The organism is Streptomyces sp. NPDC015127, from assembly GCF_043080095.1.
Lineage (GTDB): Bacteria > Actinomycetota > Actinomycetes > Streptomycetales > Streptomycetaceae > Streptomyces.
In genome coordinates this window covers 287,641-301,358 of record NZ_JBIBVE010000013.1, presented here as the reverse complement: position 1 = coordinate 301,358, position 13,718 = coordinate 287,641, and the positions used below count along the sequence as shown (strand labels likewise).

9 protein-coding genes and 2 pseudogenes are annotated in these 13,718 nt (G+C 73.3%); 6 read left to right on the top strand and 5 right to left on the bottom strand.

The window, feature by feature from the left end; all coding sequences use genetic code 11:
* Together ACF08N_RS26395 and hutH are read right to left on the bottom strand one after the other, a co-directional pair.
* Window positions 1-417, bottom strand: a pseudogene (locus ACF08N_RS26395) (urocanate hydratase); the annotation flags it as partial.
* 36 nt (window positions 418-453) lie between these two features.
* The gene (hutH, locus tag ACF08N_RS26390; protein WP_392327155.1) at window positions 454-1,992 is read right to left on the bottom strand and encodes a histidine ammonia-lyase; all 1,539 of its coding nucleotides are present in this window, start codon (window positions 1,990-1,992) and stop codon (window positions 454-456) included.
* A 308-nt stretch (window positions 1,993-2,300) separates the two neighbouring features.
* Here hutH and ACF08N_RS26385 point away from each other — a divergent pair, with 308 nt between their 5' ends.
* Together ACF08N_RS26385 and ACF08N_RS26380 are read left to right on the top strand one after the other, a co-directional pair.
* Window positions 2,301-3,068: an IclR family transcriptional regulator gene (locus ACF08N_RS26385; RefSeq protein WP_392327154.1), complete on the top strand. Its 768-nt coding sequence runs from the start codon at window positions 2,301-2,303 to the stop codon at window positions 3,066-3,068.
* A 147-nt stretch (window positions 3,069-3,215) separates the two neighbouring features.
* The gene (locus ACF08N_RS26380) at window positions 3,216-4,301 is read left to right on the top strand and encodes a S1 family peptidase (RefSeq protein WP_392327153.1); all 1,086 of its coding nucleotides are present in this window, start codon (window positions 3,216-3,218) and stop codon (window positions 4,299-4,301) included.
* Between the two features lie 292 nt (window positions 4,302-4,593).
* On the opposite strand, the pseudogene ACF08N_RS26375 reads toward ACF08N_RS26380, so the two are convergent.
* A pseudogene (locus ACF08N_RS26375) lies at window positions 4,594-5,656 on the bottom strand (DUF3533 domain-containing protein).
* A gap of 166 nt (window positions 5,657-5,822) precedes the next feature.
* Here ACF08N_RS26375 and ACF08N_RS26370 point away from each other — a divergent pair.
* The 3 genes from ACF08N_RS26370 (at window position 5,823) to ACF08N_RS26360 (ending at window position 11,259) form a co-directional block, all read left to right on the top strand.
* The gene (locus ACF08N_RS26370; RefSeq protein WP_392327152.1) at window positions 5,823-9,266 is read left to right on the top strand and encodes a DNA polymerase III subunit alpha; all 3,444 of its coding nucleotides are present in this window, start codon (window positions 5,823-5,825) and stop codon (window positions 9,264-9,266) included.
* Window positions 9,263-10,243, top strand: a complete 981-nt coding sequence (locus tag ACF08N_RS26365; RefSeq protein ID WP_392327151.1) for a hypothetical protein — start codon at window positions 9,263-9,265, stop codon at window positions 10,241-10,243. Before ACF08N_RS26370 ends, ACF08N_RS26365 begins: the two co-directional genes overlap by 4 nt.
* A gap of 146 nt (window positions 10,244-10,389) precedes the next feature.
* Window positions 10,390-11,259: an esterase/lipase family protein gene (locus tag ACF08N_RS26360; protein ID WP_392327150.1), complete on the top strand. Its 870-nt coding sequence runs from the start codon at window positions 10,390-10,392 to the stop codon at window positions 11,257-11,259.
* Between the two features lie 60 nt (window positions 11,260-11,319).
* Here the strand turns inward: ACF08N_RS26360 and ACF08N_RS26355 are convergent, their stop codons facing one another.
* Window positions 11,320-12,348, bottom strand: coding sequence for a lytic polysaccharide monooxygenase (locus tag ACF08N_RS26355; protein ID WP_392327149.1), 1,029 nt, complete (start codon window positions 12,346-12,348; stop codon window positions 11,320-11,322).
* A 293-nt stretch (window positions 12,349-12,641) separates the two neighbouring features.
* Here ACF08N_RS26355 and ACF08N_RS26350 point away from each other — a divergent pair, with 293 nt between their 5' ends.
* Window positions 12,642-13,025 carry a VOC family protein gene (locus ACF08N_RS26350; RefSeq protein ID WP_392327148.1) on the top strand — a complete coding sequence of 128 codons (384 nt, stop codon included), beginning with the start codon at window positions 12,642-12,644 and terminating at the stop codon, window positions 13,023-13,025.
* Here ACF08N_RS26350 and ACF08N_RS26345 read toward each other — a convergent pair.
* Entirely contained in the window at window positions 13,007-13,693 is a 687-nt protein-coding gene (locus ACF08N_RS26345; RefSeq protein WP_392327147.1) for a response regulator, read from the bottom strand. The two genes, ACF08N_RS26350 and ACF08N_RS26345, sit on opposite strands and share 19 nt — an antisense overlap.
* Window positions 13,694-13,718 lie beyond the last annotated feature (25 nt).

Genomic DNA, 13,718 nt, shown 5'->3' with positions numbered 1-13,718 from the left:
CCTGCGTGCCGATGTAGATCCACGAACCGGCCGTCATCTGCCCGTACATGGTCAGACCCAGCTGCTCCAGACGCCGGAACTCCTCCCAGTTCGCCAGTCGCCCACCAGGTTCGAGTTCGCGATCAGCACCCGCGGCGCCCACTCGTGCGTCTGCATCACCCCCACCGGGCGGCCCGACTGCACCAGCATCGTCTCGTCCTGCTTCAGCGTGCGCAGCGTGCGCACCATCGCGTCGAACGACCGCCAGTCCCGCGCCGCCTTGCCCGTACCGCCGTACACCACCAGCTTGTCCGGGTGCTCCGCCACCTCCGGATCCAGATTGTTCTGCAGCATCCGCAACGCGGCCTCCTGCTGCCAACCCAGGGTGGTGAGAGTGCTGCCGCGCGCTGAGCGGACGGGACGTGCGCCTTCCGACATGGTGTTCCTTCCGTGGATGCGGGATATGACGGGTGGTCAGACGAGGGGGCCGGTGACGGCTTCGGCGGCGGCCAGCGCACGGCCGGAGGCGACGCAGCGGACGGCCGCCTCGATCTCGGGGGCGAGGTAGCGGTCGGTGCCCGGTCCCGGCACGTCCCGGCGGAGTTCCGCGACGACGGCGGCCGTGGCCGGCGCGGGCGCCAGCGGGGCGCGCAGATCGAGGGCGCGGGCGGCCGTGAGGAGTTCCACGGCGATGACCCGGGTGAGGCCGTCGATGGCGCGGCGCAGCTTGCGGGCCGCGGACCACCCCATCGAGACGTGGTCCTCCTGCATGGCGCTGGAGGGGATGGAGTCGACGGACGCGGGGGCGGCAAGACGCTTGAGCTCCGAGACGATGGCCGCCTGCGTGTACTGGGCGATCATGTGGCCCGAGTCCACCCCGGGGTCGTCGGCGAGGAACGCGTTCAGACCGTGGTTGCGCGCCACGTCGAGGAAGCGGTCCGTGCGCCGCTCGGCGACCGAGGCGACGTCGGCGACCGAGATGGCGAGGAAGTCCAGGACGCATGCGACGGGGGCGCCGTGGAAGTTTCCGTTGCTCTCCACCCGCCCGTCGTGGGTCACCACCGGGTTGTCGACGGCGCTCGCCAGCTCGCGGGAGGCCACGAGCGCGGCATACGCCGTGGTGTCGCGTGCAGCGCCGTGGACTTGCGGGGAGCAGCGCAGCGAGTACGCGTCCTGCACCCGCGTGCACTCGGGGCCGCGGTGGCTCGCGACGATCGCGGACCCGGCGAGCAGGGCCCGCAGATTGGCCGCGCTGTCCGCCTGGCCGGGGTGGGGGCGCAGGGCCTGGAGGTCGGCGGCGAAGACGGCGTCGGTGCCGAGCTGGCCCTCGACGCTCATGGCGGCGCCGATGTCCGCGGTGGCGAGCAGCCGGCGCAGGTCGTGGCAGGCGAGGATCAGCATGCCGAGCATGCCGTCCGTGCCGTTGATGAGCGCCAGGCCCTCCTTCTCGCGCAGCACGACGGGCTCGATGCCGGCCGCGGCCAGCGCCTCGGCCGCGGGGCGCAGCACACCGTCGGCGTCCCGCACGTCGCCCTCGCCCATGACGGCGAGCGCACAGTGGGCGAGGGGAGCGAGGTCGCCGGAGCAGCCGAGGGAGCCGTACTCGTGCACGACCGGGGTGATACCGGCGTTGAGCAGCGCGGCGTACGCCTGCGCGGTCTCCAGCCGGACGCCGGTGCGGCCCGTGGCGAGGGTCGACAGACGGAGCAGCATCAGCGCGCGGACGACCTCGCGCTCGACCTCGGCGCCGGTGCCGGCGGCGTGCGAGCGGACGAGGCTGCGCTGAAGCTGTGCGCGCAGTTCGGTGGGGATGTGCCGGGTGGCGAGCGCGCCGAAGCCGGTCGACACACCGTAGTGCGGGGTCGTGTCGTCGGCGAGGGACTCGATCACCTTGCGGCTCTGGGTGATCGCGTCCTGCGCCGCGGGCGACAGGGACACGGTGGTCCCGTGGCGGGCGACGGACACGACATCGTCGGCGGACAGCGCGCCGACGTCTACGAGAACATTTGCCATGCCTCCATGAAGCACGAGGTCGCAGCGGTGCCACCATGGCCGGCGGGGAGGGTGTGTCTGGGATCCAAGACATTGAGTCTGGGTGACCAGACGGGTCCGAGGGGTTTCATCGGGCCCGGAGACCCGGACGAATCGCCCCCGGGGCCGGAACGGGGGTCCAGGGACCGGAGCGGGGCCGGGGGAGCTTCGCGCCGGGGGCGTCCCGGGGTGTTTCCCGCCGAGGGCGTGCCGGGGGCGGGAGCGCTCCGTGGGGGCCGGGCCCAGGGCCGGGGGAGCTTCGCGGTCGCCGGGCGCGGTAGCGTCGCGGCATGTCGATCGTTCCCGCCGCCGCGCAGGTGCTGGCGGTCCTGCGCTACCTCGCCCGGCAGGCCGGTCCGGTGCAGGCGGCGGCCATCAGCCGGGACGTCGGGCTGCCCCGTTCGACGACGTATCACCTCCTCGACACCCTCGTGCGCGAGGGGTTCGTGGTGCACCTCGCCGAGGAACGCCGTTACGGGCTGGGCGTCAGCGCCTTCGAACTCGGCTCCGGCTACAGCCGTCAGGCTCCCTTCCAGCGGCTGGCCCGGGTACCGCTGGCCGCGCTCGTCGACCGGACGGGGCACAGTGCGCACCTCGCGGTCCTGCACGGCCGCGAGGTCATCTACGTCATCGAGGAACGGGCCCCCGGCCGTGCCCCCTTGGTGACCGAAGTGGGCGTCCGGCTCCCGGCGCACCTGACGGCCAGCGGCCGGGCGATGCTCGCCCGGCTGGCCCAGGCCCAGGTCCGGGCCTTGTTTCCCGACCCGTCCGCCTTCGTGATGCGCAACGAGTCGGGCCCGAGGTCCCTGTCCGCGCTGCGCACCCTCCTGGTCGAGGTGCGGCGCCGGGGATACGCGACGGAGGAGGGCGAGGTCACGCGTGGCTTCTCCTCGGTCGCCGCGCCCGTGCTCGACCACACCGCCCATCCCATCGCGGGCGTTGCGGTGACGTTCCCGGCCGACGAGGTGGACGCGGAGCAGCGCGAGCGCATCGCCGAACAGGTCGCGCGCACGGCCGGTGAGCTGAGCCGGCGGGTGGGCGGGGTCCCGCTCCTGTGAAGAGGCTGTGAACGCACGCGAGTTGTCGTGTGCCCGTCCAAGAGTCGGCCTTGTGTGCGAGTGCGACGCCTCGGAATAGTGGGCGCCCCATCCTCCGTGTCCGGGCACCCCACTTGTCCGGGCGCGGCCCCCACAGGAGGTCATGTCTTGAAGCACCGTCGCATACCCAGGAGAAAAGCGGCTGTGGCGGGCGGCGCGGTCGTCGCCCTGGTCGCCGCGGGTGTCACGTTCCAGAGTGCGAACGCCAGCGACAGCACCGAGCAGTTCACCCTGAAGTCCCTGACCGCGCCGGCGGCGGGGACGCTCGCCGTCTCGCTGACCGAGGACCTGGGCAACGACAGCGCCGGGGCCTACTACGACGCCGAGGCCAAGGCCCTGGTGGTCAACGTCCTCTCCGAGGACGCCGCGCAGACCGTGCGCGAGGCGGGCGGCAAGGCCCGCATCGTCGAGAACACGCTCGCCGAACTGACGGGCGCCCGGCAGACGCTGGCCGACAAGGCGCGCATCCCGGGCACCTCCTGGGCGACCGACCCGGTCACCAACAAGCTGGTGGTCACGGCGGACCGCACGGTGGGCGGCGCCGAACTGACCAAGCTGCAGGAGGTCGTCAAGGGCCTGGGTGCCAAGGCCGAACTCAAGCGGACCGCAGGGGAGTTCAAGCCGTTCATCGCCGGCGGCGACGCGATCCACTCGGGCGGCGGGCGCTGCTCCCTCGGCTTCAACGTCGTCAAGGACGGTGCGCCGCACTTCATCACCGCCGGACACTGCGGCCAGTCCGGCAGCCAGTGGTCGGACTCGGCGGGCGGCGCGGCCATCGGCACGATGGTCGACTCGCAGTTCCCCGGCAACGACTTCGCGCTGGTGAAGTACGACGGGGACGCCCCGCACCCGAGCGAGGTCAACCTCTACAACGGCAGCGCGCAGGCCATCACCAAGGCGGGTGACGCGACCGTCGGCATGCAGGTGCAGCGCAGCGGCTCCACGACGCAGGTCCACGACGGTGAGGTCACTGCACTCGATGCGACCGTGAACTACGGCAACGGCGACGTGGTCGAGGGCCTCATCCAGACCACGGTCTGCGCCGAGCCGGGCGACAGCGGCGGCTCGCTCTTCGCGGGCGACACGGCGATCGGTCTGACGTCGGGCGGCAGCGGGGACTGCTCGTCGGGCGGCGAGACGTTCTTCCAGCCGGTGACGGAGGCGCTGTCGACGTTCGGCGCGGAAATCGGCTGACGCGCTTTCAGGGGCCCGGGGGCGCTGCCCCCGGGCCCTTTTGCGCGTCGTCCCCCTTGTCGGGGCCGCTGCCCCCGGCCCCATGCGTGGGCCCGCTCGTCGGGGCTCTGCCCCCGAGCCCCGCGCTTCAAGCGCCGGCGGGGCTGGATTTCGCCGGCGCGGCATCAGCCCGCCTACGCGGCCGCCCGCGGCGAAGCCCGCCCCCGCGCCCCCGCCCGGCTGGGCGCAGGGGCATGGGGTCCGGGCCGGAGCTCCGGGTTCGGGAAGGGGCGGGGTAGGGGAGAGGACCCGTTCAGGCCGCATGCGCCGTACGGCGGCGCAGCGTCGCGCAGGCGAGCGTCACCGCCGTTCCGCCCGCCGCCCACGCCGACAGCACCCACATCGGGCCCGCCGCGCCGTTCCCACGGAAGTACGCGATCGAGCGCGCGGCGAACGTGCCCGCGCCCGGTGGGAGTGCCGGGCCGATCGACCGCCAGAACGGCGGCAGCAGGGGATACGGATAGGCGCCGCCCGCGCTCGGGTTGCCGAGGACGACGACCAGCAGGATCGCCAGGCCGATGCCGACGACCCCTGCCAGGCCCTGCAGCGCGAGAGTAATCGCCCCGACCGCGAAGACCAGCAGCGTGCCGAGGCCCCACAGCGCCGCCACGCTGCCCGGCAGCGCGTCCAGGACCGGGCCCGCGATCACCGCACCGAGCAGCCCCGCGGCGATCGCGTACAGCAGCAGGACCCCGAGCCGGATCAACGCGCGGGTTCCGTCGGCGGGCCGGGCGCCCGCGCTGATCGCGAGGCTCGCCGCGCACAGGTAGCCGCCCAGGCACCACCCCACCACCAGGTAGAACGAGGAGAGCCCGCGGGCGTCGCCCGGCGAGTCGGGGACCACGTCCACGACCCGCAGCCCCCGCCCCTGCGCCTTCGGTGGCCGTGACGACCGCGGTGAGCGCCTGGGAGAGCGACGCGCCCGCGCCGCCCGCGACGAGCAGCCGGTCGGTGGAGCCGCGCGGGTCGACGATCAGGGCCCCGTCCACCTCGCGGTTCTGGATCTGCCGGCGCGCGGTCGCCTCGTCCCGGGCGGCCCGCGGATCGAGCGGGTCGCCGGGCAGCGCATCGAGCCGCTGCACGGCCTGGTCGGTGATCCGCGTCGCCGGGGTCACGACCGCCAGCGCGATCTCATGCGGCTCGGGCTTGTGGAAGGCGCCGATGTACGACGTGACGAAGGCGACCTGGAGCGCCAGCACCCCGATGACCAGAAGCGCGGCCCGCACGCTCACCGCGTCCTTGATCTCGCCGAGGAGACCTGTGCGGGCGCCGCTGGGAGAGCCCTCGCCGGGGGGTCCGTCGTATGTCTGTGCCATGGCCCAACGCTCGGCGGGACCCCGTGTTCCCGCAGGTGGGACGGGGCCGAATGGCTGATCGGCGGCCGGGTGCGAGTACGGCCGGCATGTGTCGTACGAGTGTTCGAAAATTGGTCTATGGTGGAAAGGACAGGGGAGGTGAGACGGGCTGATCCAGGAGGTGCGGATGCCGGGCTTCACGCATCTGCACACCGTTTCCGGGTTCTCCGTGCGCCACGGGGCCTCTCACCCGGAGCGGCTTGCCGAGTGCGCTGCCGAGCGGGGCATGGACGCCCTCGCGCTGACGGACCGCGACACCCTCGCGGGGACGGTCCGCTTCGCCGAGGCGTGCTCCGGCGCCGGCGTACGGCCGCTGTTCGGTGTGGACCTCGCGGTGGGGGAGCGCGAGCACCGGAAGGGGCCCGCCGAGCGCCGCCGCACACCGGCCCGCGGAGGCGCGTTCGTCGACGAATCGGCGCCCCGGACCGTCTTCCTCGCCCGCTCCCGCCAGGGCTGGGCCGAGCTGTGCCGGATGATCACCGCCGCCCATGCGGCCGACCGGGAGAGCCCGCTGCTGCCGTGGCAGGACAACCACGGCGACGGACTGACGGTGCTCCTCGGTCCCTCCTCCGAGGTCGGGCGCGCGCTCGCCGCGGGCCGCCCCGACCGCGCCGCCGGGCTGCTCGCCCCGTGGCGGGAGCGGTACGGCGACCGGCTGTGCCTGGAGGTCGTCCACCACGGCCGCACCGGTACCGGACCCGGCTCGCTGCGGCATGCCGCCCGAACCCTCGGCCTCGCTGCCGACCAGGGCGTACGGGCCGTCCTGACCAATGCCGTCCGGTACGCGGATCCCGGCCAGGGCCCGGTCGCCGACATCCTCGACTCGGCCCGCCTGCTCGTGCCCGTGGACCCGCGCAAAGGACTCGACAGCGGCGAGCGCTGGCTCAAGGGCCCGGCCGCCATGGCCCATGCCGCCGAGCGGGTCGCCGAGGCCGCGGGGTTCCGGCGCGACACCGCGCTCCGGCTGCTCGCCATGACCGAGGAGACGGCCGCGGCCTGCCTGGTCGATCCCGAGGACGATCTGGGGCTGGACAGTGTGCACTTCCCGGAGCCCCGCCTCGTCGGCGCGGAGCACCGCACCGCGCAGCGGGTGCTCGCCTCCCGTGCCGCGGCCGGCATGGTGCTGCACGGCTACGACGGCCGGCGCGCCTACTGGGAGCGCATGCACCACGAGCTGGACATCATCGCCCACCACGGATTCGCCTCGTACTTCCTGACGGTCGCCCAGGTGGTCGACGACGTACGGAAGATGGGCGTACGGGTCGCCGCGCGCGGCTCCGGGGCCGGGTCCCTCGTCAACCACCTCATCGGCATCGCGCACGCCGACCCGGTCGAGCACGGGCTGCTGATGGAGCGCTTCCTGTCCAAGCGCCGGCGCGTGCTGCCCGACATCGACATCGACGTCGAGTCCGCCCGCCGTCTCGACGTCTACCGCGCGATCATCGGCCGCTTCGGCGAGGAGCGGGTCGCGACCGTCGCCATGCCCGAGACCTACCGGGTGCGTCATGCCGTACGCGACGTGGGCGCGGCCCTGTCCATGGACCCGGCCGAGATCGACCGGATCGCCAAGTCCTTCCCGCACATCCGGGCCCGCGACGCCCGCGCCGCGCTCGACGAGCTGCCCGAACTCCAGCCCGTCGCGAAGGAGCTGAAGGAGCGCGGACGGCTGTGGGAGCTGGTCGAGGCGCTGGACGCGCTGCCGCGCGGCGTCGCCATGCACCCGTGCGGAGTGCTGCTCTCCGACTCCTCGCTGCTCGCCCGCACCCCGGTGGTGCCCACGAGCGGCGAGGGCTTCCCCATGTCGCAGTTCGACAAGGACGACGTGGAGAGGCTCGGGCTGCTCAAGCTCGACGTCCTCGGCGTGCGGATGCAGTCGGCGATGGCGCACGCGGTCGCCGAGATGCGCCGGGCGACGGGGGAGAAGGTCGACCTCGACTCCCTGCCGCCCGGGGACCCGGACACCTACCGGCTCATCAGGTCGACCGAGACGCTGGGCTGCTTCCAGATCGAGTCCCCGGGCCAGCGCGACCTGGTCGGACGGCTGCAGCCGGAGAACTTCCACGACCTGGTCGTCGACATCTCGCTGTTCCGCCCGGGGCCTGTCGCGGCCGACATGGTCCGGCCGTTCATCGAGGCCCGGCACGGCCGTGCGCCCGTCCGCTACCCGCATCCCGACCTGGAGGGGCCGCTGAAGGACACGTACGGGGTGGTCGTCTTCCACGAGCAGATCATCGAGATCGTGAACATCATGACCGGCTGCGGCCGGGACGAGGCCGACCGGGTGCGGCGCGGGCTCTCCGACCCCGAGTCGCAGGGCAGGATCAAGGTCTGGTTCGCACAGCGCGCCGGGGCGAAGGGGTACGGGCCCGACGTGATCGCCCGCACCTGGGAGATCGTCGAGGCGTTCGGCTCGTACGGCTTCTGCAAGGCGCACGCGGTCGCCTTCGCGGTGCCCACGTACCAGTCGGCCTGGCTCAAGGCGCACCACCCGGCGGCCTTCTTCGCCGGGCTGCTCACGCACGACCCCGGGATGTATCCGAAGCGGCTGCTGCTGGCGGACGCGCGGCGGCGCGGGGTGCCCGTTCTGCCGTTGGACGTGAACCGGTCGGGCGCCGCCCATCGAATCGAACTGGTGTCTGGGGAGAAGGGTGGCAAGGCTTCCGGGAGATGGGGTCTGCGGCTCGCCCTCGCGGACGTCCACGGCATCAGCGAGGCCGAGAAGGCCCGCATCGAGGCCGGGCAGCCCTACTCCTCCCTCCTGGACTTCTGGCAGCGCGCCCGCCCGGGCCGGCCCGTCGCCGAACGGCTCGCCCAGGTCGGCGCCCTCGACGCCTTCGGCGCCAACCGCCGCGACCTGCTGCTGCACCTCGCCGAACTGCACCGCGGCGGACGCGGACCGGCGTCGTACGGCAGCCAGCTCCCGCTCGCCCAGGGGGAGAAGACCGCTTCCGTCGGCCTGCCCGACCTCGGTGACGCGGAACGCCTCAGTGCCGAGCTGGGCGTGCTCGGCATGGACGCCTCCCGTCACCTGATGGAGGATCACCACGCCTTCCTGGCCGAGCTGGGCGTGCTCTCCGCGCAGCGGCTGCGCGACGCACGGCACGGTCAGACGGTGCTCGTCGCGGGTGCCAAGGCGGCCACCCAGACGCCGCCGATCCGGTCCGGCAGGCGGGTCATCTTCACCACGCTCGACGACGGCACCGGCCTGGTCGACCTCGCCTTCTTCGACGACAGCCACGCCGCCTGCGCCCACACCGTCTTCCACTCCTGGCTGCTGCTGGTCCGCGGAGTGGTGCAGCGGCGCGGACCGCGCAGCCTCAGCGTGGTGGGCGCGGCGGCCTGGAACCTGGCCGAACTGGCGGAACTGCGCCGCACCGGCGGCCTCGACGCGGTCGCGGCCCGGCTGGCGGCTCCGGCCGCGCAGCCCGACGGCGACGACGCCGCGGGCGGCCGCCGGATCCAGCTGCCGACGGGCTACGAGATGAACCCGTGGGCCGACCTGCGGCCGGCCGGTGAGGTGGCCGCCACCGGAAGGAAGCTGTGGCACCAGAGCCCGGGGAGCGCCGGATGATCCTCTACGTACGTTTCCTGCTGCCCCCGGCGCCCGAAGAGGCCGGGCCCGAGGCGATGCTGCCCGCCCTGCTCGGTGTGGCCGGGGACATCAGCCCCGTCGTCCAGGCGCTGCCGCCCGATGCCGCGCTCGTCGACGTCCGGGGCGCGGAGCGGTACTTCGGCCGGGACACGGCCGAGCTCGCCTCGCTGCTGCGGGTGAGGGCGCTGGCGCACTGCGGGGTGGACTGCGTCATCGGCGCCGGCCCCGGCCCGATGCTCGCCCGGATGGCGGCGCGGGAGGCCGTTCCCGGTACGACCCTGGTGGTGCCGGAGGACGAGACCGCCGCCTTCCTGGCGGACAAGCCGGTCGCCGCGCTCGACGGCGTGGGGCGTGCGACGGCCCGCACCCTGGGCTCCTACGGCCTCGACTCCGCCGGACGCGTCGCCGGCGCGCCGCTCGCCGTGCTCCAGCGGATCCTGGGCGTGCGGGCGGGGCGCGAGGTGTGGGAGCGGGCGCGCGGCATCGACCGTACGACGGTCGTCCCGGGTGCCCTCTCCCGTTCGGTCGCCGCCGAACGGAGCTTCTCTCTGGACGAGTTGGACCAGACGCAGCACCGCAGGGCACTGCTCTCGCTCGCCGAGGAGCTCGGTGCCCAGATGCGCGGTGAGCAACAGGTGTGCCGTTCCCTGTCCCTCACCGTGCGCTACGCCGACCGGTCCACGACCACCCGCACCCGCACCCTGCGCGAGCCGACGGCCCACTCCGCGGCACTCGCCGGCACCGCGTACGCCCTGCACGCGTCGCTCGGTCTGCAGCGGGCGCGGGTTCGCGGGCTGTCGCTGCGTGCCGAGGACCTGACGCCGGCCGAACGTGCCGCGCGGCAGCTGACGTTCGACCCGGCCGACGAGCGGGCGCGCCGGATCGAGGCCGTGGCGGACCGGGCCCGTGCCAGGTTCGGTCCGAGGGCGGTTCTGCCGGGGTCGCTGGCCGCGTAGAGAGCGGCGACCGCCCCCGTATTGACGAAAAGTCAGTCTTTACCGGCGCGTCACTTCCCCCTGCGGTTACCCGTTCGTAAGTTGTTGTGTGCACGGCAAGAACATTCAGCCATCGCAACTCCCTTGAGCCGCAAGGAGACCGATCGATGCTGCCTTGGAAACGTGCGCTCCGACCACTGTCCGCCTTCATGCTGGCCGTCGCCGTCGCGCTCGTCCCCGCCGCCACCGCAACCGCCGAATCCACCGCCCCCGCCCCCACCAGTGGCTGGAACGACTACACCTGCAAGCCCTCCGCCGCCCACCCCCGCCCCGTCGTCCTCGTCCACGGAACCTTCGGCAACTCCGTCGACAACTGGCTCGCCCTCGCCCCGTACCTGGTGAAGCGCGGCTACTGCGTCTTCTCCCTCGACTACGGGCAGCTGCCCGATGTGCCCTTCTTCCACGGCCTCGGCCCTGTCGACACGTCGGCGGAGCAGCTCTCCGCCTACGTCGACCGGGTCCTCGCCGCCACCGGCGCCACCGAGACCGACATCGTCGGCCACTCCCAGGGCGGCATGATGCCGCGCTACTACCTCAAGTACCTGGACGGCGCCGACAAGGTGAACGCCCTCGTCGGCATCGCGCCGAGCAACCACGGCACCACCCTGGGCGGGCTCACGAAGCTCCTGCCCTACTTCCCCGGCGCCGGCGACCTCCTGAGCGAGCACACCCCCGCACTCGCCGACCAGGTCGCCGGATCCGCCTTCCTCACCGAGCTCAACGCGGGCGGCGACACCGTCCCCGGCGTGCGCTACACGGTCATCGCCACCCGCTACGACCAGGTCGTCACGCCCTACGAGTCGCAGTACCTCAGCGGGCCGAACGTCCGCAACGTCCTGCTCCAGGACCTCTGCCCCGTCGACCTGTCCGAGCACGTCGCGATCGGCGTGTTCGACCTGATCGCCTATCACGAGGTGGCGAACGCGCTCGACCCGGCACACGCGAAGCCCACCACCTGCGCCTCCGTCTTCGGCTGACCCACGGACAAGGCTGCCGCCCGCTCCCACGAGCGGACGGCAGCCTCGCGCCTGAGGGTCTCAGCGGCTGTGGCGTCCGCCCGCCGGGGCCGGCCTGCGGCGGCCCAGACCGAACAGCGCCGCGGCACCGACCGCGAGAGCGGCCGCACCGCCGATCGTGAGGTACGCGGTGCTGCTGTCGCCACCCGTCTCCGCGAGGTTCTCGCCCGAGGGCTGCGGGGCAGAGGCGGACGGCGTACCGGCGCCCTTCGCCTCGGGCCCGCTGCCGGCGGGCGCGGGCGACGGCGCCGCGTCGGGCTTCTCATCGGGCTTCTCGGCGGGCGCGCCCGCACCCGCCGCCTCCGCGTGGTCGTCACCGCCGTGACCGCCGTGGTCCACCGTCGACCTGTCCGCGCCGTCCTCGATGTCCTGGTCCGACGGCGCGGAGGCGGCCGGCGCCGGAGCGCCGCCGCTCTCCTTGCCGAACACCACGTCGGAGCAGGTGTAGAAGGCCTCGGGGGAGTCCGAGCGCTGCCAGATCGAGTAGACCAGGTGCCGCCCCGACCGGTTCGGCACGACGCCGTCGAAGACGTACGCGCCGTTCTCCAGCTTCGGGTCGGTGACCTTCGCGAACGGCTTCTCCTCCAGGTCGGACCACTTCAGCGGCTTCGTCGGGTCGTAGCCGTCCTTCGTCAGATACAGCTCGAAGGTGCCCTTGTGCGGAGCGGTCGCCTTGTAGCGGAAGGTGTGGTTCCCCGAGGCGAGCGGCGAGGACGGCCAGTCGGCGCGGGGCAGGTCGAGCCCCTTGTACTTGTCACGGCCCGCGCTGCACAGCTCGCCGTCCGGGATCAGCTGCCGGTGGTTGCCGGCGGCGTTGGCGATGTTGACCTCGTTCCAGTCGTAGAACGCCTGCGTGCCGCTCGCCGCGACGGCCGCCTTGCACGCCTGCGACACCGGACTCTCCGGTCCCTCGGCGAAACAGGCGGACACCCGGCTGACCGGATCCGTCATCGACCCGTGGGCGGCGGCCGGAACGACGGCCAGACCGGCCAGCGCGACCGGCGCGAGACCGAGTGCGGCGACCGTGACGGCCTTGCGGCGAGCGGTCATGGTGACGTTCTCCTTCGAATGGCGGCGGTGGGGGGAGGCGGGACCGGGTTCGAGCGGGCGGTGCGGCCCCCCGTAGGACTACGGCGCCGACTGCTCGAACCGGTCCCGGCGATCAGCAAGCTAGCCCCTGATCACCGCGAAATCGCCTGCTGGGAGCGGGGGATGGCGATCCTTATGCTCGCTTTAAGGTGACGCTAAGAGAGCGCTCAGGAAGGCACCCGCTCGCGTGCGGCCCCCGGGTCCCGGCCGTACCGTGGGACCGGCACTGTCCGTCACGATGCCGGGAGCGAGCGATGGCCGGGGAGATCTCCTTCTTCGAGCTGGGCGTGGGCGACTCCGAGCGGGCCCGGACGTTCTACGGCGGCCTGTTCGGCTGGACCTTCGAGGCCGGTACGACGGAGGGCGGCGGCTACGCGATCCGCACGGGCGGCGTCCCCGGCGGGGTGCACGGCGGGGACCTCGGCGCGAGCCCGTACGTGTTCTTCCGGGTCGACGACATGCGCTCGGCGGTCGCCCGGGTCCGGGAGCTCGGCGGGACGGTCGAGGACGCCGACCTGAGCGGCGACGAGGAGTCCGTCGCGCGGTTCGGCCGCTTCCAGCTCTGCCAGGACGACCAGGGCTCCCCCTTCGGCCTGCACCAGCCCCCGGCGACGTCCGGTCAGCCCACGCGGCGGTAGCGGCGCTCCGGGCGGCCCGTCCCCCCGTAGCGCAGCGTCACCTCGGCGCGGCCCGTCTCCGCGAAGTACTCCAGGTAGCGGCGGGCACTCACCCGGGACAGGGAGCCCGCCTCGGCGCACTCCGAGGCCGACAGGTCGCCCGGGTGGTCGCGCAGGATCCGCTCGACCAGCTCCGCCGTGTGCGGGGCCAGCCCCTTCGGCAGTTCGCGCGACCCCGGCGGCCGGGTGCCGAAGATCTGGTCCACGTCCTCCTGGCGCGCCTCGTCCAGCCGCTCCAGACGGGACCGCAGCGACGCCACATGCCGCAGCTGCTCCTGGAGCGCCGCCTGGTTGAAGGGCTTGATCAGATAGTGCAGCGCCCCCGCCCGCAGCGCGGAACGCACCACCGCGGCGTCCCGGGCGGCCGTGATGAACAGGGCGTCCGCGCTCACCCGGTCCGGGTCGCCCGCCTCCGCCGCGCGCAGCTCGCGCAGCACACGGATCCCGTCCATGTCGGGCAGATACACGTCGAGCAGCACGAGATCGGGCCGCAGCCGCTCGGCGGCGCGCAGCGCCTCCGCACCGCTGTGGGCCACTCCGACGACCGTGAAGCCCTCCGTCGCGGACACATAGCGGCTGTGCAGCTTGGCGACCATGAAGTCGTCGTCCACCACCAGCACCTTGGTCACGCCGCCACGCTAGGCCGCGACCACA

Bases quoted from the DNA above. Each gene is read 5' to 3' on its own strand.
- ACF08N_RS26350 (WP_392327148.1), top strand. From the start codon at position 12,642: ATGGCCGGGGAGATCTCCTTCTTCGAGCTGGGCGTGGGCGACTCCGAG.
- ACF08N_RS26370 (WP_392327152.1), top strand. From the start codon at position 5,823: ATGCCGGGCTTCACGCATCTGCACACCGTTTCCGGGTTCTCCGTGCGC.
- hutH (WP_392327155.1), bottom strand. From the start codon at position 1,992: ATGGCAAATGTTCTCGTAGACGTCGGCGCGCTGTCCGCCGACGATGTC.
- ACF08N_RS26360 (WP_392327150.1), top strand. From the start codon at position 10,390: ATGCTGCCTTGGAAACGTGCGCTCCGACCACTGTCCGCCTTCATGCTG.
- ACF08N_RS26385 (WP_392327154.1), top strand. From the start codon at position 2,301: ATGTCGATCGTTCCCGCCGCCGCGCAGGTGCTGGCGGTCCTGCGCTAC.
- ACF08N_RS26355 (WP_392327149.1), bottom strand. From the start codon at position 12,348: ATGACCGCTCGCCGCAAGGCCGTCACGGTCGCCGCACTCGGTCTCGCG.
- ACF08N_RS26365 (WP_392327151.1), top strand. From the start codon at position 9,263: ATGATCCTCTACGTACGTTTCCTGCTGCCCCCGGCGCCCGAAGAGGCC.